The organism is Streptomyces sp. NBC_01276 (assembly GCF_041435355.1).
Classification (GTDB): domain Bacteria; phylum Actinomycetota; class Actinomycetes; order Streptomycetales; family Streptomycetaceae; genus Streptomyces.
The window spans coordinates 1,162,385-1,182,116 of record NZ_CP108442.1; the positions used below are offsets into that span (position 1 = coordinate 1,162,385).

18 protein-coding genes are annotated in these 19,732 nt (G+C 73.0%); 4 read left to right on the top strand and 14 right to left on the bottom strand.

Going from position 1 to position 19,732, the window contains the following annotated elements; all coding sequences use genetic code 11:
• Nucleotides 1–5: 5 nt before the first annotated feature.
• The 13 genes from OG295_RS04820 to OG295_RS04880 all read right to left on the bottom strand — a co-directional run bounded on the left by OG295_RS04820 (nt 6) and on the right by OG295_RS04880 (nt 14,949).
• Nucleotides 6–650 (bottom strand): 1-hydroxy-2-methyl-2-butenyl 4-diphosphate reductase, encoded by a 645-nt coding sequence (locus OG295_RS04820; RefSeq protein ID WP_371675711.1) that lies wholly within the window; start codon nt 648–650, stop codon nt 6–8.
• Nucleotides 650–2,728: a squalene--hopene cyclase gene (gene shc / locus OG295_RS04825; protein ID WP_371675712.1), complete on the bottom strand. Its 2,079-nt coding sequence runs from the start codon at nt 2,726–2,728 to the stop codon at nt 650–652. Before shc ends, OG295_RS04820 begins: the two co-directional genes overlap by 1 nt.
• Before the next feature lie 117 nt (nt 2,729–2,845).
• Complete coding sequence (locus tag OG295_RS04830) at nt 2,846–3,940, bottom strand: polyprenyl synthetase family protein (RefSeq protein WP_371675713.1); 1,095 nt, start codon at nt 3,938–3,940, stop codon at nt 2,846–2,848.
• Nucleotides 3,941–3,996: 56 nt separating this feature from the next.
• Entirely contained in the window at nt 3,997–5,412 is a 1,416-nt protein-coding gene (gene hpnE / locus OG295_RS04835; RefSeq protein WP_371675714.1) for a hydroxysqualene dehydroxylase HpnE, read from the bottom strand.
• A 256-nt stretch (nt 5,413–5,668) separates the two neighbouring features.
• On the bottom strand, nt 5,669–6,640 hold the full coding sequence (gene hpnD / locus OG295_RS04840) for a presqualene diphosphate synthase HpnD (RefSeq protein ID WP_371675715.1): 972 nt from the start codon (nt 6,638–6,640) through the stop codon (nt 5,669–5,671).
• The gene (gene hpnC, locus OG295_RS04845; protein ID WP_371681107.1) at nt 6,637–7,560 is read right to left on the bottom strand and encodes a squalene synthase HpnC; all 924 of its coding nucleotides are present in this window, start codon (nt 7,558–7,560) and stop codon (nt 6,637–6,639) included. Before hpnC ends, hpnD begins: the two co-directional genes overlap by 4 nt.
• A 370-nt stretch (nt 7,561–7,930) precedes the next feature.
• Nucleotides 7,931–8,713 carry an ABC transporter ATP-binding protein gene (locus OG295_RS04850; RefSeq protein WP_266843843.1) on the bottom strand — a complete coding sequence of 261 codons (783 nt, stop codon included), beginning with the start codon at nt 8,711–8,713 and terminating at the stop codon, nt 7,931–7,933.
• The gene (locus OG295_RS04855; RefSeq protein WP_266843841.1) at nt 8,706–9,635 is read right to left on the bottom strand and encodes an ABC transporter permease; all 930 of its coding nucleotides are present in this window, start codon (nt 9,633–9,635) and stop codon (nt 8,706–8,708) included. The genes OG295_RS04850 and OG295_RS04855 overlap by 8 nt, the downstream gene beginning before the upstream one ends.
• Nucleotides 9,636–9,731: 96 nt before the next feature.
• Nucleotides 9,732–10,604 carry a glycosyltransferase family 2 protein gene (locus OG295_RS04860; RefSeq protein WP_371681108.1) on the bottom strand — a complete coding sequence of 291 codons (873 nt, stop codon included), beginning with the start codon at nt 10,602–10,604 and terminating at the stop codon, nt 9,732–9,734.
• An 8-nt stretch (nt 10,605–10,612) separates the two neighbouring features.
• Nucleotides 10,613–11,392, bottom strand: coding sequence for a CDP-alcohol phosphatidyltransferase family protein (locus OG295_RS04865; RefSeq protein ID WP_371675716.1), 780 nt, complete (start codon nt 11,390–11,392; stop codon nt 10,613–10,615).
• On the bottom strand, nt 11,370–12,431 hold the full coding sequence (locus OG295_RS04870; RefSeq protein WP_371675717.1) for an iron-containing alcohol dehydrogenase family protein: 1,062 nt from the start codon (nt 12,429–12,431) through the stop codon (nt 11,370–11,372). The genes OG295_RS04865 and OG295_RS04870 overlap by 23 nt, the downstream gene beginning before the upstream one ends.
• Nucleotides 12,419–13,171, bottom strand: coding sequence for a sugar phosphate nucleotidyltransferase (locus tag OG295_RS04875; protein WP_371675718.1), 753 nt, complete (start codon nt 13,169–13,171; stop codon nt 12,419–12,421). Before OG295_RS04875 ends, OG295_RS04870 begins: the two co-directional genes overlap by 13 nt.
• Nucleotides 13,168–14,949, bottom strand: a complete 1,782-nt coding sequence (locus OG295_RS04880; RefSeq protein WP_371681109.1) for a DUF5941 domain-containing protein — start codon at nt 14,947–14,949, stop codon at nt 13,168–13,170. The genes OG295_RS04875 and OG295_RS04880 overlap by 4 nt, the downstream gene beginning before the upstream one ends.
• 440 nt (nt 14,950–15,389) lie before the next feature.
• Here OG295_RS04880 and OG295_RS04885 point away from each other — a divergent pair, with 440 nt between their 5' ends.
• Nucleotides 15,390–16,637, top strand: coding sequence for a GNAT family N-acetyltransferase (locus tag OG295_RS04885; RefSeq protein ID WP_371681110.1), 1,248 nt, complete (start codon nt 15,390–15,392; stop codon nt 16,635–16,637).
• Nucleotides 16,638–16,773: 136 nt separating this feature from the next.
• Nucleotides 16,774–17,373, top strand: coding sequence for an isopentenyl-diphosphate Delta-isomerase (idi, locus tag OG295_RS04890; RefSeq protein ID WP_371675719.1), 600 nt, complete (start codon nt 16,774–16,776; stop codon nt 17,371–17,373).
• Nucleotides 17,374–17,444: 71 nt separating this feature from the next.
• Here the strand turns inward: idi and OG295_RS04895 are convergent, their stop codons facing one another.
• The gene (locus tag OG295_RS04895) at nt 17,445–17,975 is read right to left on the bottom strand and encodes an ATP-binding protein (protein ID WP_371675720.1); all 531 of its coding nucleotides are present in this window, start codon (nt 17,973–17,975) and stop codon (nt 17,445–17,447) included.
• 283 nt (nt 17,976–18,258) lie between these two features.
• Between OG295_RS04895 and OG295_RS04900 the strand changes: the two genes are divergently transcribed.
• Nucleotides 18,259–19,005: an enoyl-CoA hydratase/isomerase family protein gene (locus tag OG295_RS04900; RefSeq protein ID WP_371675722.1), complete on the top strand. Its 747-nt coding sequence runs from the start codon at nt 18,259–18,261 to the stop codon at nt 19,003–19,005.
• Between the two features lie 153 nt (nt 19,006–19,158).
• A complete protein-coding gene (locus OG295_RS04905) occupies nt 19,159–19,578 on the top strand; it encodes a DUF5958 family protein (RefSeq protein WP_371675723.1) in 420 nt (139 codons plus the stop codon).
• Nucleotides 19,579–19,732: the final 154 nt, after the last annotated feature.

Sequence of the window (19,732 nt, forward strand, 5' to 3'; positions counted from 1 at the left end):
CTGGCTCACCTCCTGGGGAGCAGCAACGAACGGTGCCAGTCATGGAACGCGGGCCGTACGGCACGCAGCACGCGGAAGGCCGATATTCCACCGCGCACCGTGCCGATACGGACGAGCTCGTGCTCCGGAGCGTCCACGATCACCCGGACGGCCGCAAGGGGACGGTCGGCGCCCCCGTGTGCGGTCCACAGGGTAGCCGCGGACTCCATGTCGACCGCGATGGCGCCGGTGGCGCGCAACTGCGCGCGCTCCTGCCCGCGGACGACGTGGTCGGATCCGGTCAGTACGCCGAGGTGTACGGTCCGGCCGGGCACCGCCCGGGCCAGTGCCTCGGCGAGGAGGGCGGCGCCAGTGCAGGCGACCGCCCCGCGCGGGTCCCGGGTCTCCTCGGCGACGACCAGGTCGCCGGGGTGCATCCCGGGGACGAGGCCGGCGCAGAAGCCGGTCGCCAGGACGGCGGCCCGCTCCATGCCCGGCCGCCCCAGGGCGCGGGTGAGGGCGCGCTCGGCCGCGCGCGGGCCCATGCCGGTGCGCAGCAGCGCCCCGTCCGGTGCGCCGCCGCGGCCCGCGCTGCGCAGGGCCGCCTGCTCGATGCGCAGGGCGCAGGCGATCAGCAGCGGGGGCCGGGGCGGAGGCGCTCCGGCGGCCATCAGGACCCTCCGGCCGGCCGGTGGGCCCCGGCCGTGCGCGGACCGTCCGGGCCGAACGGTTCTCCGTGGAGGTAGCGGCCCAGCGCGGTGAGCGGGAACACCTGCCGGTAGAGGTGGTAGTTGATGGAGAAGTCCCAGGGGAAGCCGGTGCCGGTGAAGTACGGCTCGTCCCAGGTCCCGTCCGGGCGCTGGGTCCCGACCAGGTACGCCAGTCCCCGCTCGACGGCACCGCCGTCGCGCTCCCCCGCCGACAGCAGCGCCATCAGCGCCCAGGCGGTCTGGGAGGCGGTGGAGGCGCCCTTGCCGGCCCATGACCGGTCCTGGTAGGAGCGCTGATCCTCGCCCCAGCCGCCGTCCTCGTTCTGTACGGATTCCAGCCAGCGCACGGCCCGCCGGACCGCGGGGTGCGAGGGGGCGATGCCGGCGGCGGTGAGGGCCGGGACCACCGAGCCCGTCCCGTAGACGTAGTTGGTGCCCCAGCGCCCGAACCAGGCGCCGTCCGGCTCCTGTTCGGCGAGCAGCCAGGCGATGCCGCGTCGGGTGCGGGGGTCGGCGGCCTTGCCCTCGAAGGCGAGCATCTCGACGACGTGGGCGGTGACGTCGGCCGAGGGCGGGTCGATGACCTCGCCGAAGTCGCAGAAGGGCAGCCGGTTGGGGAAGGGGCTGGTGTTGTCGGCGTCGAAGGCGCCCCAGGCGCCGTTCTTCGACTGCATGCCGAGGTTCCAGGACACCCCGCGGGCGATGGCGGCCTCGACCTTCGCCGGTTCGGGGTGGTGGATGCGGCGCAGGGCCAGGACGACCTCGGCGGTGTCGTCGATGTCCGGGTAGTTGTCGTTGTGGAACTCGAAGGCCCAGCCGCCCGGTTCGAGCCCGGGGCGGCGCACGGCCCAGTCGCCGCTGCGCCGGATCTCCTCGCCGAGCATCCAGTCGGCGGCCTTGACCAGGGCGGGGTGGTCGGGGCGCACCCCGGCGTCGGCGAGGGCGATCGCGGCGAGGCAGGTGTCCCACACCGGGGACTGGCAGGCCTCGATCATCCGGGCGCCGTCCTCGCGCCAGACCGCGAACCGGTCGAGGGACTCCAGTCCCGCCCGCATCACCGGGTGCCCCAGGTCGTAGCCGAGCAGGTGCAGGGCGATGACGGAGTACACCGCGGGTGGCTGGATCCCGCCCCAGCAGCCGTCGTTCTCCTGGCGCTCGACGATCCAGCGGCCGGCGGCCGTCATGGCGGCCTTGCGCAGCCGGCCCGGGGCGAACCGCCGGTAGACGTGCAGGGCCTTGTCCATCCGCTGGAAGGCCCCTTCCCAGGTGGCCAGCGGAGCGGTCGGCCTGGCCGGGAAGGGGGTGCGCGCGTCGGTGTGCAGCTCGTCGAGCGCGAAGGGGGCCGGGCGGACGGGCCGCAGGGCCGAGACGACGGTGAGCGGGACGATGGTCTGGCGGGCCCAGCAGCCGAAGTCGTAGATGTTCAGGGGCGCCCAGGAGGGCAGGAAGACCAGCTCGGGCGGGAGTTCGGGCAGGTGGTCCCAGTTCCACCAGCCGAACAGGGCGAGCCAGATCCGGGTGAACACCCGGGCGGCGGCGATCCCCCCGCGGGCCCGGATCCAGGCCGAGGCGCGGGCCATGTGCGGGGCTCCGGGGTCGTCCCCGGCGAGGCGCAGGGCGACGTACGCCTCGATGGTGGCGGAGAGTTCGGGCGGCCCGCCGTGGAAGGTGGCCCACGTCCCGTCCTCTCGCTGTTCACCCCGGATGAAGAGGGCGGCGGCGCGCGTGGTGGCCTCGTCCCGGATGCCGAGGAACTGCCGCAGCAGCAGGTCCTCGGCGTCCATGGTGACGTTGGTCTCCAGGTCGCCCTTCCACCACCCGGCCGGGTCCTGGCGCTCCAGCAGCGCGCGGACGGCCTTGTCGGTGGCCTCCTGGACACCGCGCGGCGGGCCGCCGGGCCCGCCCCGGGCTCCGGGCGGCCCCGCGGGCGCGCCCGCCGGCGCGGCGGGCGGCGGGGCGGCCGTCGCGGCCGTCCCGCCCTCGTGTTCCGGATCCGCACCGCGGGCCATCGCACCGGCGCCGTCGGTCGTCGCTGTCATGGCTTCCCCTTAGAACAGTGTCCTCTGCTGTGCTGGGGTCTGCCGTCGGCCGGTGCGCTCTAGCAGGTGGCGGCGCCGGCCGGCGACTCGCGCTTCATATCCGCTGCCGGGTGGCGATCACCTCTTGCGCACGACGACGAAGTCGGCGAGGGCGACGAGCTGGTCCCGTACCCGCTGCGGCATGTTCACGTCGTCCAGGGCGCGGATCGCCACCGCGTGCTGGCGCCGGGCCTCGTCGGCGGTCCACTGGCGGCCGCCCGCCGCCTCGATGAGCGCGGCGCGGTGGGCGAACTCCTCCTCGGAGAAGTTCTCGAAGTCGTTGCTCTTGGCGTCGGCGGCGAGCAGCTGCGCGAGTTCCTCGCAGGCGGGTCCGCCGGCCGCGAGGGCGGCGACCACGGGCAGGGACTTCTTGCGCTGGCGCAGGTCGCTCCAGGTCTGCTTGCCGGTGGCGTCCGGGTCGCCCCAGATGCCGAGGAGGTCGTCGACGGCCTGGAAGGCGAGGCCGAGGTGGTAGCCGTACTCCTCCAGCTTGTCGGCGGTGCGGTCGTCGGCGCCGCCCAGGACGGCGCCGATGGAGACCGCGCAGGCGAGCAGGGCGCCCGTCTTGTTGCCCTCCATCTCCAGGCACTCCTCGACGCTGACGCTCTCGCGGTGCTCGTAGGAGATGTCCTGGGCCTGGCCGTCGATGAGCTTGCGGCTGGCGGTGGTCAGACGGCGGGCCGCGCGGCCCGCCTCGACGGTGCCCAGCTCCAGCAGGACCTCGTTGGCGAGGGCGAAGAGGGCGTCGCCGACGAGGATCGCCAGCGCCGGTCCGTGGACCTTCCAGACCGTGTCGCGGTGGCGGCGCTGTTCGTCGCCGTCCATCAGGTCGTCGTGCAGCAGCGAGAAGTTGTGGACGAGCTCCACGGCGACGGCGCCCGGGATGCCGACCTCCGCGGAGGCACCGGCGGCTTCGGCGGAGAGCAGGGCGAGGGCGGGCCGGACGGCCTTGCCCCCGTCGCCGTCCGCCGGGTTGCCCTGGGCGTCGATCCAGCCGAAGTGGTAGGCGGCGACCGTGTCCATGGGCGCCGCGAGCCGGTCTACGGCGGCGCGGAGCACGGGGGTCGACAGCGTGCGGCCGCGTTCCAGGAGGGCGAGCGTGTCCGCCTGCTCCCCGCCGGCCGTGCCCACACTGGCAGCCGTGTTCTCGACAGCCGGGTTCCCCGGGTTCACTGGCTCTCCTCTGGTTCCTGTACGTGCTGTGCCGGTTGTGCTGGTGGTCGTGGTCGTCATGCCGCCTCCCACGGAGGACGTCCGGCGGGGCGGCCCAGGGCGCTGAGTGCCTCCCGTGCCGCACCGGTGCCGCTGCGGACCGCGCTCTCCATGGTCGCGGGCCAGCCGGTGGCGGTCCACGCACCGGCGAGGTAGAGGCCCGGCGTGTCGGTCCGGTTGCCGGGGCGCAGCCGGCCGACGCCCGGACTCGGGGCGAAGGTGGCGGTGCGTTCCCGGGTGACGAAGAAGTCGCGCACCTTCGCGCCGCGGGCGGCGGGCAGCAGCCGCTCCAGCTCCGGCAGGTACTTGGCGCGCAGGACGGACACCGGTTCGTCGATGTCGTCCTGGGCCGCCGACTGGGACAGGGCCAGGTACTGGCCGCCGTCGGTGAGGCCGGAGGCGTCGGTGCGGTCGAAGACCCACTGGACGGGGGAGCCCAGGGCCGCGAAGAAGGGCTGCCTGAGCACCTTGCGGTCGTAGACGACGTGGACGTTGAGGATGGGCGCGGTGCCGATGTCGAGGAGCTTGTCCGGGTCGGCCAGCGCCCCCGGCGGCAGCAGCCCGTGGGCCTCGCGCTGCGGGACGGCCAGGACGACGGTGCCCGCCGCGAGGGACTCCTCCTCGGTGTCGACCCGCCAGTTCCCGTCGTCCGTACGGGAGACGCAGGTGACCCGGGTGCGCAGTTCGGTGCGCACGTCGGCGGCGTCGAGGGCCTTGCGGGCGAGGGTGTCGTGGAGGTCGCCGAGCGGGACGCGGGCCCAGCCGATGTCGGCGGCGCCGTTCTCGGAGAGCAGGCCGGTCTTGAAGACCATGGCGGCCAGGCCCAGCGAGGACTGGTCGGCGGTGGCGTTGAGGGTGGCGATGCCGACGAGGTCCCAGAGGGCCTCGACGGTGCGCGGGGACTGGCCGTAGCGGGCGAGCCAGGTGGCGAAGTCCAGGCCGTCGAGCGCCGGGTCGGCCGGGTCGAGGCGGCGCAGGGCGAGGGCGGCGCGTCCCACGGCCGCCCGCTCGGCGAGCGAGAGGTGCGGGTAGGTGGCCAGGGAGGCTGCCAGGTGCAGGGGGACGGGCAGGGCGCTGCGGCGCAGCCGGCCCAGGCGGGGTCCCCGGGGGTGGGCGACGTCGAGGACGGGGACGTCGAGCCGGTCCTGGACCGGGGCGAGGTCCGCGCCGCCGATGCGCTCCAGGAACCACCGGTAGGCCGTGCAGCAGCGGAGGTAGACGTGCTGGCCGTTGTCGACGGTCAGCTCGCCGCGCTTGAAGGAGAACGCGAGGCCGCCGAGCCTGGGGCGGCTTTCGAGCAGGGTGACCCGCAGTCCGGCGTCGGCGAGCCGGAGCGCGGCGGTGACTCCGGCGAGTCCGCCGCCGACGACGACGGCGTGCCGGCCGGCGTCCTGGCCGGCGTCCCGCCGCGCGCTCTGGTCGGCCGTGCTCATGCGTCCTCCCCCGTGGTGCGGTGGCCCTGGCGGGCGGTGGGGGCGGGCATGCCTCGGTGCGCCGCGGCCCGGCGCGGACCACGGCCTCCGCCCGCCCGGAGAGACGCCGCGACGGCTGCCGGGGTTGCCCGGCCGTCGGCCGGATCCGCCGCGGGGCGGGCCGCGGCCCGCCGGGGGGCCGGGTGGCCTGCGGCCGTGCGGGCGCCCCGGGGCCGGCGGGCGGCCGGGGCCGGGGCGGGGGTCCTCGTGCGCCGCATCAGACGCGCCTGCGCGTGCTCTGGCGGGAGACGGTGCGGGCGTCGAGGCCCGACAGGCCGCGCACGGCGACGTACGCCTTCTCGTGGGTCGGCAGCGAGACGCGCCCGCGCAGCACGGCTTCGGGCTCGCGCTCGATGCGGTCCAGGAGGCGGCGGTAGATGCCGGCCATCGCGGCCACGCAGGCGCCGCTGCGCCGGTCGAGCATCGGCAGCAGCCGGTAGCCCTCGACGAACAGGGCCCGCGCGCGCCGTACTTCGTGGTGGACGAGGCCGGCGAAGTCGGCTCCGGCGGGGGCCCGGTCGCCGTGGAAGCCTTCGGAGCAGCCGAACTTGGCGAGGTCCTCGGCGGGGAGGTAGGTGCGGCCGTTGGCCGCGTCCTCGCGAACGTCCCGCAGGATGTTGGTGAGTTGCAGGGCCAGGCCCAGGGTGTCGGCGTATTCGTCGGCGCGGGCGGCTTCGGACGCGCCGAGGCCGCCGGTGTGCACGGTGCCGAAGACGCCGAGGGAGAGCCGTCCGATGGCCCCGGCCACGCAGCGGCAGTAGGCCTTGAGGTCGTCCCAGGTCTCGTACTCCTCGCCGCGGACGTCCATCAGGACCCCGTCGATGAGTTCGTCGAGGCCGCCGAGGGGGATCGGGAAGCGCCGCGCGGCGTGGGCGAGGGCGACGGCGACGGGGTCGGTGTCGTCCTCGTCGACCTCCTCGGCCCGGATCCGGCCGAGCAGGGCGCGGGTCTCCTCCAGCCGTACGAGCTTGGCCTCGGGCGGGAGCGTGCCGTCGCCGATGTCGTCGACGCGCCGCGAGAAGGCGTACAGCGCCGACATCGCGTGCCGCTTGTCGGTGGGCAGCAGCCGGATGCCGTACGCGAAGTTGCGCGCCTGTGTTCCGGTGACGGCCTCGCAGTAGCTGTAGGCCGCGAGGACCGGAGCGGACGGAGCGGACGCGTGTGTGGGGCCCTCCACGTTCGGGCTCACCCCTTTCTCGGCGCTGTGCGCAGGACGGCGGCCACCTCGCGGAGCAGGAGGCTCCGGGTGGGCTTGGGCGGGCCGGGGAGCACGTCGAAGCCTGCGGCCGAAATCGCCCGCAGGGCGGCGCGCCCTCCTCCCACGAACCCCGCGAGCAACAGCCGTAGCCTGCCGTGCACGCTACCCACGAGGGGGGTGCCTTCATTCAGGAGTTCGCGTGCGCGTTCGCTTTCGAATGCGACCAGGGAGCGTACGGACGCTCCGGCGGACGGGGTCCGCAGGTCGTTCTCGGTGACGTGGAAGCGGCGCATGTCCTGCGCGGGGAGATAGATCCGGTCGCGGCCGAGGTCCTCGGCGACGTCCTGGAGGTGTTCGGCGATCTGCAGCGCGGTGCAGACGGCGTCGGAGCGGCGGATCCGCTCGGGGGTCGCGGTACCGGTCAGGGCGAGCACGAGGCGGCCCACGGGATTGGCGGAGAGCTCGCAGTAGGCGAGGAGGTCCGCGTACGTCGCGTACCGCGTGACGTGCTGGTCCCGGCGGTTGGCTTCGATGAGCCCGAGGAAGGGATCGGGGGTGAGGCCGTGGTCGCGCACGACGGGGCGCAGGGCCAGCAGCAGGGGGTGGCGGGGCGGGCCGTCGGCGGAGCCGAAGACGCGCAGCAGGTCGGCCTCGAAGGCGTCGAGCATGGCGGGGCGGTCGTCCACCGCGGCCGGGTCGAGGCCCAGGAGCACGGCGTCGCGGCCGCCGGGGGCGAGGTCGCCGTCGCCGATGTCGTCGACGAGGCGGGCGTAGCCGTAGACCGCCGTCAGGCCCTCGCGCCAGGCGCGGGGCAGGAAGGCGGGGGCGACGGGGAAGTTCTCCGCCGCGGCCTTGGCGAGGGTGGCGCGGGCGTGGGGGTCGAGGACGGCGCCGGAGGTGCCGGGCCGGATGCCGGGCCCGGCGGTCACCGCCCGCCGCCCGCGGCGGGGACGGCCACTGCGCCTGGGGACCGCAGAATTCCCATAGCCATTGCCGTCACGTCTCCCGTTCTACACTGCCGACCCAAGTCATCCTATTTCGGACACGCCGCCGAAGTTTACCCGGGAGTATCCAGGGAGAACCAGTTGTGGGGAATCGTCCCCTCTTGGCGCGATTGAGAACTGGTCCAGCTTACGCTGTACAACGCCGCGGGGGCCTATCGGGTGTTCACGGCACCCCGGAATGTCGGCCCCCGGCCGGATCCCGCCGCACGGCGAGGCCCCCGGCGCGCGGAGCGACGGGGGCCTGCGACGGCCGGATCCGGCGGGCCGGAGCCCTCGGTCAGTGGCTGGTGGCCTTCTCGTAGGCCGAGACGACTTCCTCCGTGGGCCCGTCCATCAGGAGTTCGCCCTTCTCCAGCCACAACACCCGGCTGCAGGTGTCGCGGATGGAGTTGTTGTTGTGGCTCACCAGGAAGACCGTGCCGGCCTTCTCCCGCAGTTCGCGGATGCGCGCCTCGGAACGGACCTGGAACTTGCGGTCACCGGTGGCGAGGGCCTCGTCGATCATGAGGACGTCGTGGTCCTTGGCGGCCGCGATCGAGAAGCGCAGGCGCGCCGCCATGCCCGAGGAGTAGGTGCGCATGGGAAGGGAGATGAAGTCCCCCTTCTCGTTGATCCCCGAGAAGTCGACGATGTCCTCGTAGCGCTCCTTGATCTGCTCGCGGGTCATGCCCATCGCGAGACCGCCGAGGACCACGTTGCGCTCGCCCGTGAGGTCGTTCATCAGGGCGGCGTTCACGCCCAGCAGCGAGGGCTGGCCGTCGGTGTAGACCTTGCCGGACTCGCAGGGCAGCAGGCCCGCGATGGCGCGCAGCAGGGTGGACTTGCCGGAGCCGTTGGAGCCGATGACGCCGATGGCCTCGCCGCGGTACGCCGTGAAGGAGACCCCGCGCACGGCGTGGACCCGGCGGACGCCCGGGGAGTCGCCCTTGCCGCGGCGGAGTATCTTGCTCAGCGCCGCGGTGGCGCTGCCCTTGCCGGAGCTGCCGGTGTTGACGCGGTACACGATGTGCACCTCGTCGGCGATGACGGTGGGCACGAGGCCCCGGGTGATCTCAGCCACGGCCGTAACGCTCCTCAGCCTTCCAGAAGTACACGAAGCCGCCGGCGCCGATGAGGACGGCCCAGCCGACCGCGAAGAGCCAGACGTGGGGCGGCAGGTTGGACGCGCCGTAGTCCTCGATCAGGGAGAAGCGGACGAGGTCCATGTAGATCGCCGCGGGGTTCCACTGGAGGACGTCCGCGATCCAGGCCGGCTTGTCCTTCAGCATCGTGCCGATCGAGAACATCACGCCCGAGGCGTACATCCACGTGCGGGTGAGGAAGGGCATCAGCTGCGCGAGGTCGGGGGTCTTGGACCCCATCCGCGCGAAGACCAGCGCGAGGCCGGTGTTGAAGACGAACTGCAGGGCCAGCGTAGGGACGACGAGCAGCCAGGACAGCTGCGGGTAGTTCCCGAAGGCGACCGCGACGATGACCACGACGATCATCGAGTACAGCAGCTGCTGGAGCTGCTGCATGGAGAAGGAGATCGGCAGCGAGGCGCGCGGGAAGTGCAGCGCGCGCACCAGGCCGAGGTTGGTGGGGATCGCCCGGACGCCCGCCATCAGCGAGTTCTGGGTGAAGGTGAAGACGAAGATGCCCATCACCAGGAAGGGGATGTACACCCCCTTCTCCATGCCCCGGCCCGCGTTCAGGATGAGGCCGAAGATCAGGTAGTAGACGAGCGCGTTGAGCAGGGGGGTCGCCACCTGCCAGATCTGGCCGAGCTTCGCCTGGCTGTACTGCGCCACCAGCTTGGCCCGGGAGAAGGCCATGATGAAGTGGCGCCGGCCCCAGAGCTGCCGCACGTATCCGCCCAGGCTGGGCCGAGCGCCACTGACCGACAGGCCGTACTTCCTGGCGAGCTCGGCGGGGCTCAGGCCCGCGTCGTCGGACGGCGGCTTGCTCGTGGCGAGGGCGCCGTCGTGGGTTGTGTCACTCACAAGTTGAAACTTTCCGTCTTCAAGATGCGGCAGGAGGGGCATCGGGGCTGGAGCGCCGGACCCGGGATGGGGCCCATGCTCCCAGACGTGAGCTTGTCAGATGACAGGCGGTCGGCCCAGCCGGGTCAGCTTCCAGACCGTACGCCACCTCATGGGGCGCCGGGGACCACAGGGTGTGGTCCAGCCCTCCTTGAACCCGCCGAACCAGGCCTTGAGCGCCGGCGCCGAGGGCCTGCGCACGAGCGTCAGCGCGAGCCAGACGCCCAGGTAGACCGGGACCAGCGGGGCGGGCAGGTTGCGGCGGGCGAGCCACACCCGGTTACGGGCCACCATACGGTGGTAGACCGCGTGCCGGGACGGGGCGGTGGTCGGGTGCAGCAGCACCATGTCCGCGCGGTAGTCGATCAGCCACCCGGCGTCGAGCGCCCGCCAGGCAAGGTCGGTCTCCTCGTGCGCGTAGAAGAACTCCCCGGGCAGGGTTCCGACCTGCTGGAACACCGTCGTGCGGACGGCGTTGGCGCCGCCCAGGAAGGTGGTCACGCGGGAGGAACGCATCGGGTCCGAGGCGCGCAGCCGGGGCACGTGACGGCGCTGGGTGGCGCCGGTGTCCGGGTCGGCGATGCGGAAGCTGACGATCCCCAGCTCCGGGTCCTCGGCGAAGGCCTGCCGGCACAGCTCGGCGGTGTCGCTCCGCTCCAGCAGCCCGTCGTCGTCGAGGAAGAGCAGGACGTCCACGTCGGCGCCACCGGGGCCGAAGGCCTCGATGCCGACGTTGCGGCCGCCCGGGATGCCCAGGTTCTCGGGCAGCTCGACGGTGCGCACGCCCTCGGGCAGGCCGGTGACCGGCACTCCCTGGCCGACGACGACGACCTCGACGGGGTCGCCGTCCTGGCGGGCCACCGACTCCAGCAGCGCCTTGAGCTCGTCGGGGCGGTTGCCCATGGTGATGATCACGGCGCCCAGCCGCATCGGCGCGGTCACTTGAGCCTGCTGGAGGCCAGGATCGACACCAGGTGCAGCACGGTCTGGAGCAGCGCGATGCCGGCCAGGACGGCCACGCCGAGCCGGGAGAAGAACAGGTCGCCGCGGACCTGGTCCAGGACGGCCAGCACCAGGATGAGCAGGGAGGCCTCGATGCCCAGCACCAGGCGGTGGAACTTGAGCGCGGAGGCGGCCCGGCGGGCCAGGGCCATGCCGGAGGAGCGGGGCTCGGAGGCGGCCTCCTTGACCGGCTCCTTGCCCGTCTGGTGGCGGGCGACGCCGACCAGGTCGGTCTCGGCCTTGATCAGGATCGCGCCGAGCGCCGCGAGGGTGCCCAGGAAGGCCCACAGCCAGTCGATGCGCCCGCTGCCCCACAGATCGCTGGCGCGCAGGCCGAAGCCGACCAGGACGGCCGCGTCGCACAGGTAGGCGCCGACCCGGTCCAGGTAGACCCCGGCGAGCGAGTACTGCTTCTTCCAGCGGGCGACCTCGCCGTCGACGCAGTCGAGCAGCAGGTACAGCTGGACCATGACCACGCCGAGGACGGCGCCCCAGATGCCGGGCACCAGGAGGGCGGGCGCGGCGAGGACACCGGCGAGGGTCATCACGTAGGTCAGCTGGTTGGGCGTGACCTTGGTGGCGACCAGGAGACGGGTGATGCGCAGGGAGATCTCGCGCATGTACAGGCGGCCGCCCCAGTGCTCGCCACTGCGCCGGTCCTTGACGCCCGGCGGGTGAACGACGGGCCGGAGTTCAGCTACGGATGGTCTGGGCATAGTCGGCGTAAGCGTCCCTGATCTCGGCTGCGGACAGGTTGAGGTGCTCCAGGATGGTGAAGCGTCCCGGGCGGGTCTGGGGGGCGTAGTCGACGGCCGCGACGAACTCGTCCACGCTGAACCCGATCTCCTCGGGCAGCACGGGCAGCCCGTGGCGGCGCAGGACCTCGGTGAACAGCCCGGACTGCTCGGCGGCGCCGCGCAGGTGCATGGCGAAGGCGGCGCCGATGCCGACCTGCTCGCCGTGGAGGGCGGAGCGTCCCGGGTAGAGCAGGTCGAAGGCGTGGCTGATCTCGTGGCAGGCGCCGGACGAGGGCCGGGTGTCGCCGCTGATCGACATGGCGATGCCGGAGAGCACGAGGCCCTCGGAGAGCACGGTGAGGAACTCGTCGTCCCCGCATCCGCCGGGGTGGCGCAGGACCGACTCGCCCGCCGTGCGGGCCATGGCGGCGGCGAGGCCGTCGACGGCCTCGCCGGTGATCGCGTGCGAGAGCTCCCAGTCGGCGATGGCCGAGATGTTGGAGATCGCGTCGCCGATGCCCGCGCGGATGAACCGCACCGGGGCGTCCTTGATCACATCGAGGTCGATCACCATGGCGATCGGCGTGGGCACGCCGTAGGAGCCGCGCCCGTTGTCGTTGTCCAGGATGGACACCGGGGAGCAGATCCCGTCGTGCGACAGGTTGGTGGCGACGGCCACCATGGGCAGGCCGACCCGCGCCGCGGCGTACTTCGCCACGTCGATGATCTTGCCGCCGCCCAGGCCCACGACGGCGTCGTAGCGGCGGCCCTTTATGTCGTCGGCCAGCTTGACCGCGGAGTCGATGGTGCCGTCGACGACCGGGTACCAGTCGGCGTGCGGCAGGACGGGCTCCAGCTTGGCGCGCAGCGCCTGGCCGGAGCCCCCGCTGATCGCCATGGCGAGCTTGCCGGACGCGGAGATGCGCTGGTCGGCCAGGAGGCCGGCCAGGTCGTCCATCGCCCCTCGGCTGATGTCGACGACAACGGGCGAGGGGATCAGCCGCGTCAGTACCGGCATGCGATCGTCCGGCCCTTGGCGAGGTCGTCGTGGTTGTCGATCTCGACCCACGCGACGTCTCCGATGGGGGCGACGTCGATGGTGAAGCCGTCGTTGACGAGCTGCTGGTAGCCGTCCTCGTAGTAGAGGTCGGGGTCCCGCTCGAAGGTGGTCTTCAGCGCCTCGGCGAGCTGCTCGGCGGCCTCGGGCTCGATGAGGGTGACACCGATGTACTCGCCCGTCGCGTCGGCCGGGTCCATCAGCTTGGTGATCTTGCGCACGCCCTGACCGTCGGCGGTGACGACCTTCATCTCCTCGTCGGCCAGGTTCTTGACCGTGTCGAGGGCCAGGATGATCTTCTGGCCGTTGCCGCGGGCGGCGAGGAGGGTCTTCTCGACGGAGACCGGGTGGACGGTGTCGCCGTTGGCGAGGATCACGCCCTGCTTCAGGACGTCACGCGCGCACCACAGGGAGTAGGCGTTGTTCCACTCCTCGGCCTTGTCGTTGTCGATCAGCGTGATCTTGACGCCGTACTTGGCCTCCAGCGCCTCGCGGCGCTCGTAGACGGCCTCCTTGCGGTAGCCGACGACGACGGCGACCTCGGTGAGGCCGACCTCGGCGAAGTTGCCCAGGGTCAGGTCGAGGACCGTCAGGCTCTCCTCCTGCCCCTCGGGGCCGACCGGCACGAGGGCCTTGGGCAGGGTGTCGGTGTAGGGACGCAGGCGGCGTCCGGCACCGGCAGCGAGTACAAGGCCGATCATGCTGGTTCTCCTTCGTCATGTACGGCGGGTGCTCCGGAGGAGACCCAGAAGCGGATGCTCTCCACGAGCACCACCAGAGCCACGAACACGGCCGTGACCGTGAGCGCGACGGGGAAGTCCGCTGCGCGCGACGCCAGGACGGCGGCCAGCACCGCGGTGAGCAGCACCCGGCCCTCGTGCCCGCCGATCGTCCGCACCAGCCAGTGCGGGGGCGCGCCGGTGCCACCGCGGATGCGGTAGACCGTGTCGTAGTGATGGTAGGCGACCGCCGCGATCAGGCCGAATGCCGCCGGCAGCGCCCCGGGGACGTCCGCCTTGACGGCGAGGACCAGGACGGTGGTGTATTCGGCGGCCCGGAACAGCGGCGGCAGCAGCCAGTCCAGGGCCCCCTTGAGCGGCCGGGCGACGGCGGCGCCGCTCAGCATCGCGTACAACAGGGCCACCGAGACGAGGCTCACGCTCCCGAAGGGCTCGAAGAACGCGGTACCGACGAGGGCGAGCGCGGCGATGACCATGACGGGCAGCCACAGCGGCGCCGCGGGGCGGCCCGCGTGGCGGGCGATCAGCTCGGCGAGCGGCCCCGAGTCGGTGAGGTCCAGGAGCGCCCGGGCGGCCCGGTCGGTGCGCCGCGCCTTGCGGGTCAGGGAGCGCAGGACGCGGCCGGCGGTGGTGTAGAGGGCGCCGAAGGCGCAGCCGACCAGCAGGGCGTAGAAGACGATGCGCGGGGTGGTGAAGGCGGTCAGGACCGCGATCATGGCCCAGCGCTCACCGATCGGCAGGATGATCATCCTGCGGACCCAGACCGTCCAGCCGACGCTGTCGAGCCGCCCGGACAGGGCGGCCGTCGGACTGGTGTTGGCGGTGGCGTCGTGGTTGGCCTCGTTGAAGGCGAAGTCGACGACGTGCCGGCAGGTCATGAGGATCATCGCGCCGAGCGCGAGGGCCCACACGTCGTCGCCGTTCCTGGCGGAGCCGAGCGCGAGGCCCGCGTAGAAGGAGTACTCCTTCGCGCGGTCGAAGGTCGCGTCGAGCCAGGCGCCCATCGTCGAGTACTGGAGCGAGTAGCGGGCGAGCTGCCCGTCGGTGCAGTCCAGGACGAAGGAGACGAGCAGCAGGACGCCGGCCACGACGTAGCCCCAGCGGTCGCCGGTGGCCGCGCAGCCCGCCGCTATCAGGGCGGTGACCAGCGAGGCCGTGGTGACCTGGTTCGGGGTGAGGCCGCGGCGCGCGCACCAGCGGGCGATGTAGCGCGAGTACGGGCTGATGCAGAAGGTGGTGAAGAAGCCGTCGCGGGACTTCACGGCGGTGCGCAGCCGCACGGCTTCGTCGTCCACGGCGGCGACGGCGGCGACGGCCTCGGCGCGCTCCGCGTCGGTGCCGGGCACGGCGGCGACCAGGGTCCCGAGCTCGGGCCGCTGGACGGTGGTCCCGTCGGCCTCGACGGCGGCGGCGAGCCGGTCGGCGTAGGGGCCGCCGCCCGCGGGCGCGAGGGCCGCGGCCCGGTCGAGGGCGGCGCGGGCCCCGGGCTGCACGGTGAAAGCGCCGGTCACGGCGCAGGCGTCGAAGCGCGGGTCGGTCAGCGCGAGGCGCAGCGCGTGCGGGTGCCCGACGAAGGCGCTGTCGACGACGGCGACCCGCCGGTCGGCGGGTACGTCGGCCAGCGCGGCGGCGGTGCCTTCGGGACCGGTGACCGGGCGGACGTCGAACCCGAGCGACCGGAGCTCGTCTTCAAGCGGTGATCCGGGGACCGGCAGGCCGGTGAGGATGACGGTCGACAGACGGACTCACTCCTTGCAGCGAACTTCTCGACGGGGCGCCCGGTGGGGCGGCGCGGCACGTCGGCAGAGGCTATCGGATGAATGGAACGCCGTATTCATCAGCCTTTCGGCCCCCCTCAGGGGGCTTTGGCCTCGGATGTTAGGGTGGTCGGCGGCGTGTACGAATCCCGTGAGCACGTCCCGGAACGAGGAAAGAGGTGGACTGATGACCGTCGCAGTGGTCGCTGCCGAGCGCGGCGAACTCCGGTACGTCCCCGTTTCCTCCCTCCGGGCTTCCGGCCGGGCCTGAGCACACCGTTCGGTCCCGTCGGCCGGAGCCCCCTGTCCAAGGGCTCACGTTGACCGACCACACCGACCACACCCACATCTGCGACAGCACCGCCGCCAACGGCTCCCCCTCCGCCGACTCCGGTCCCGACGGGGCCTTCCTCGCGGCCTTCATGGAGCTGCACCACGGCCTGCCCCGGCAGTCCCCCGGCTCCGACGCCACCACCCGCCACCTGCTGTCCCTGTGCGGACCGCTGCCCGAGCGGCCTCGCGTCCTGGACCTGGGCTGCGGTCCCGGCCGCAGCGCGCTGCTGCTCGCCGCCGAGGCGGGCGGGCCCGCCGGGGCCGGTTTCGCCGAGGTGACCGCCGTCGACCTCCACGAACCGTTCCTCGCCGAACTGCGCGCCGCCGCGGAGGCCCGCGGCCTCGGCGGCCGTGTCGAGGCGGTCCGGGCGGACATGGGCGCGCTCCCGTACGGGGACGGCTCCTTCGACCTCGTGTGGGCCGAGGGATCCGCCTACTGCATCGGCTTCGACCGGGCGCTCGCCGAGTGGAAGCGGCTGCTGGCACCCGGCGGCACCCTGGTGCTGACCGAGTGCGAGTGGACCGCCGAGGAGCCTTCCGCCGGAGCGCGGGCCTTCTGGGACCCGCAGTGCGCGCTGCGGTCCGCCGCCCGCAACACCGCCGCCGCCCAGGCGGCCGGGTACCGGGTGCTGGGGACCCGCCTGCAGCCGGACTCCGACTGGGCCGAGTACTACGGTCCGCTCACCGTCCGGGCCCGGACGGCGCGGGCCTCGACCCCGGCGGCCGGGGCCGCGCTGGCCGCCACGCGCGAGGAGATCGCCGTACGGGAGCGGCACGGCCACGAGTACGGCTACCGGGGCTACGTCCTGACCCCGGTGACCGCGGGGGACGGGGACCGCTGGCCGGCCCGGCCGGAGACCGCGGCGCAGGCGGCGGCCGTGCGGGCCGTCAACCTGGCGGCCTTCGACACCCCGCTGGAGGCTGATCTCGTGGACGCGCTGCGCGCCGACGGCGCCTGGCTGCCGGGGCTCTCCTACGTGGCCGTGCGTCCCGACGGCTCGGTGGCGGCGCACGCGCTGCTGACCCGTTGCACGGTGGACGGCGTACCGGCGCTGGCGCTCGCGCCGGTGGCCACCGATCCCCCGGCGCAGCGGTCGGGCGCCGGCAGCGCGGTCGTCCGGGCCCTGCTCGCGGCGGCCCGGGAGCGGGGAGAGTCGCTGGTCCTGGTCCTCGGGCATCCCGCGTACTACGCGCGCTTCGGGTTCGTGCCGGCCTCGCTCTTCGGGATCCGGGCCCCCTTCGAGGTGCCCGACGAGGCGATGATGGCGCTGGTCCTCGACGGTTCCGTGCCGGTGCCGAAGGGAACCATCCGCTACCCGGCCCCGTTCGGGATCTGACGGCGCGGCTCACCTGTCCGTCCCCCGCCGGGTGCCTAGCACGCGGCGGGGGGCGGACATGCGCTGATCTCCGAAGTGGGGACAAGACTCTTTTGTACGGCAGACTGAAGGCCGGAGTCCGAAGCGAAGGATGGGTATGCCGACCACACCAGCCACCGACGCCAACAGTGCGTCCGCCGGCACCGGAACTCAGGAATCGATCATGCTCGAACTGGTCGACGAGTCCGGCAACACCATCGGCACGGCGGAGAAGCTCTCCGCCCATCAGGCGCCCGGCCTGCTGCACCGGGCGTTCTCCGTGTTCCTCTTCGACGAGCGGGGCCGGCTGCTGCTCCAGCAGCGCGCCCTCGGGAAGTACCACTCCCCCGGCGTCTGGTCGAACACCTGTTGCGGCCACCCGTACCCCGGCGAGTCCCCGTTCGCGGCGGCGGCCCGGCGGACCCACGAGGAGCTGGGGCTGTCGCCCTCGCTGCTCGCCGAGGCGGGGACGGTGCGCTACAACCACCCGGACCCCGCGTCCGGGCTGGTCGAGCAGGAGTACAACCACCTGTTCGTGGGACTGGCGCAGGCGGCGCCGGATCCGGATCCGGAGGAGGTCGGCGACACGGCCTTCGTCACGGCCGAGGAGCTGGTGAAGCGGCATGCCGAGGCGCCGTTCTCGGCCTGGTTCATGACGGTCCTGGACGCGGCCCGGCCCGCGATCCGCGAGCTGACGGGCGATGCGGCGGGCTGGTAGCCGCGGCTCCCTCCGGCCGGGCCCGCGTACCGGCTCCGGCTCTTTCGCGAGCTCGTCCAGGGCGTGCTCGCTCAGAGCTCGGGGGCCGGTGCGGTGAGCGGCAGGGCGGCCCAGATCACCTTGCCTCCGGTCGAGGTGTGCTCGACGTCGCAGACCCCGCCGGCCTCCCGCGTGACCTCGCGGACCAGCAGGAGGCCCCGGCCGCCGGTCTGGCCGAAGTCGGCCTCCAGCGCCTTGGGCCGGTACGGGTGGTTGTCCTCGACGGCCACCCGTACCCATTCCCGGCCCACCGCCACCTCGACGGCGACCTCGGGGGAGAGCAGGGCCGCGTGCCGGACCGAGTTCGTCACCAGTTCGGAGACGATCAGCAGCAGGGAGTACACCAGGTCCTGCGGCGCCGGCACCCCCTGGCGGCCGAGCAGGTCGCGGACCGCACGACGGGCCTGCGGAACGGATTCTTCTACGGCCGGCGCGGTGAAGCGCCACACCCCCTCGTATGCGAGGGGGTCCGCCGGAGCCGGCGCCTCCCCCTCCCCGGCTGGCGGGACGCTCCCGCTGTCGTTCATCTTCCGGCCCCCGTCTTCGCGCTCGATCGTCTCCACGTGCCAAGAGTGGGGACGCGGCTGGTCCGGACCTCGTCGCTGACCAGAAGTCAGCGCCTATCGGACACTTTTTGACCGGTGGCGTATGACAGAGTCAGTTGTTCGACCGTTCTTGATCCGGCGCGGAGTCCCGCGCAGCCGTCTCCCGCACCCCGTCCACCGTGCCCTGCCCGTGGCCCCGTCGCCCTCCCCGACCAGGACGGGAACGCGCCGCGCGCCCGTCACACCCGGGTACGGACTCCCCTTGATCGCAGCATCGGCCGACCGGGATAGCATCCGGCGCATGGACGCAGCTCTCCGCACCACCGTCGCCGGCGGCGTGGCCACCGTCGTCATCTCGCACCCGGCCAAGCGCAACGCCATGACCGCCGCGATGTGGCGGGCCCTGCCGGAGCTGCTGCCGCGGCTCGCGGCGGACCCGGACGTCCGGGTCCTGGTGCTGACCGGGGACGGTCCGACCTTCTGCGCCGGCGCCGACATCTCCTCCCTCACGGGTGACGACGATCCGCAGGCCCTGTCGGTCGCCGCGGAGGAGGCCCTGGCCGCCTTCCCGAAGCCGACCGTGGCGGCGGTCCGGGGCTTCTGCGTGGGCGGCGGCAGCCAGCTGGCTGCCGCGTGCGACCTGCGGTTCGCCGAGGAGGGCGCCTCCTTCGGGGTGACCCCGGCGAAGCTGGGCATCGTCTACCCGGCCTCCTCGACCCGCCGGCTGGCTTCCGTGGTCGGGCCGGCCTGGGCCAAGTACCTGCTGTTCTCGGCGGAGTTGATCGGCGCGGAGCAGGCGCTGCGGGCCGGTTTCCTGCACGAGCTGCTGCCGGCCGGGCAACTGGACAAGCGGGTGGCCGAGTTCGCCCGGATCCTCACCACCCGCTCGTGGCTGACGCAGGCGGCGGCGAAGGAGTTCGCGGACGGCCGCACCGACCGGGACGCGTACTGGGCGGACCGGGCGGCGGCGAGCGGCGACACCGCGGAGGGCGTCGCCGCCTTCCTGGAGCGACGGGCACCACGCTTCGACCGGCCGCCGGCGGACTAGGCCGCCTCTTCCGGATCCTGCCTGGCCCGCGGCACCCGGCCCCGACGACGGGGCTCAGGCCGCTTCCTGTGGATCATGTTGTGAGCCGGTGGAGGAGTCGCGCCGCTCGTCTCAGCCTCGTTCTCGGCCGAGGCCCTGTGAAATGATCGGCAGATGGTGGGGGCCAGCAGTGAGGATGGGCGGGCGCTTCGGCGTGAAGCCGAGCGGGTCGTCAACGAGGTCGCCCAGGAGCTCCGCACGTTGGACGAGGGAACATCCTGGTTCTCCGCCCTTTCCCCGGCAGGACGGCAGGCAGTACTCCAGGACGTCGCCGGCTACGCATTGCAGGCCCACATCACGGCAGCAGACGGGCGTGAGGGAGTTGCCCGGTCCGGCGTGAAGCCCACGGCCAACCCTTCGGTGATGATTTGCATGGACCCGCCTCGCTACGGGTTCGCAGCCCTCCGGCCCGACGAACACGTCAAAGCGTTCCGTGTGCTCGTCTCGGCGTTCTCCGTCGCCGACACTCGCCGCAGGCAGACGTACTGCAAAGGCACCTGCGGACACGCGTGGCACAACCTGCCTCCCCGGTGAGATGTCGGCGGCGCACGCTGATCCGAACGAAGTTCCCCTGGTCGTTGCCGCTGGATCTTCTGATCGCTTGTTGATGTAACTCGTTGACTGACGCCCAGTGGACGAGGATCGATCCGTTGCCACCGGACCGGGCGCCCAGGCCGGTCGGCAGACC

Bases quoted from the DNA above. Each gene is read 5' to 3' on its own strand.
- OG295_RS04820 (WP_371675711.1), bottom strand. From the start codon at position 650: ATGGCCGCCGGAGCGCCTCCGCCCCGGCCCCCGCTGCTGATCGCCTGC.
- shc (WP_371675712.1), bottom strand. From the start codon at position 2,728: ATGACAGCGACGACCGACGGCGCCGGTGCGATGGCCCGCGGTGCGGAT.
- hpnE (WP_371675714.1), bottom strand. From the start codon at position 5,412: ATGAGCACGGCCGACCAGAGCGCGCGGCGGGACGCCGGCCAGGACGCC.
- OG295_RS04860 (WP_371681108.1), bottom strand. From the start codon at position 10,604: ATGCGGCTGGGCGCCGTGATCATCACCATGGGCAACCGCCCCGACGAG.
- OG295_RS04865 (WP_371675716.1), bottom strand. From the start codon at position 11,392: ATGCCCAGACCATCCGTAGCTGAACTCCGGCCCGTCGTTCACCCGCCG.
- OG295_RS04870 (WP_371675717.1), bottom strand. From the start codon at position 12,431: ATGCCGGTACTGACGCGGCTGATCCCCTCGCCCGTTGTCGTCGACATC.
- OG295_RS04875 (WP_371675718.1), bottom strand. From the start codon at position 13,171: ATGATCGGCCTTGTACTCGCTGCCGGTGCCGGACGCCGCCTGCGTCCC.
- OG295_RS04885 (WP_371681110.1), top strand. From the start codon at position 15,390: ATGGAGCTGCACCACGGCCTGCCCCGGCAGTCCCCCGGCTCCGACGCC.
- idi (WP_371675719.1), top strand. From the start codon at position 16,774: ATGCCGACCACACCAGCCACCGACGCCAACAGTGCGTCCGCCGGCACC.
- OG295_RS04900 (WP_371675722.1), top strand. From the start codon at position 18,259: ATGGACGCAGCTCTCCGCACCACCGTCGCCGGCGGCGTGGCCACCGTC.
- OG295_RS04905 (WP_371675723.1), top strand. From the start codon at position 19,159: ATGGTGGGGGCCAGCAGTGAGGATGGGCGGGCGCTTCGGCGTGAAGCC.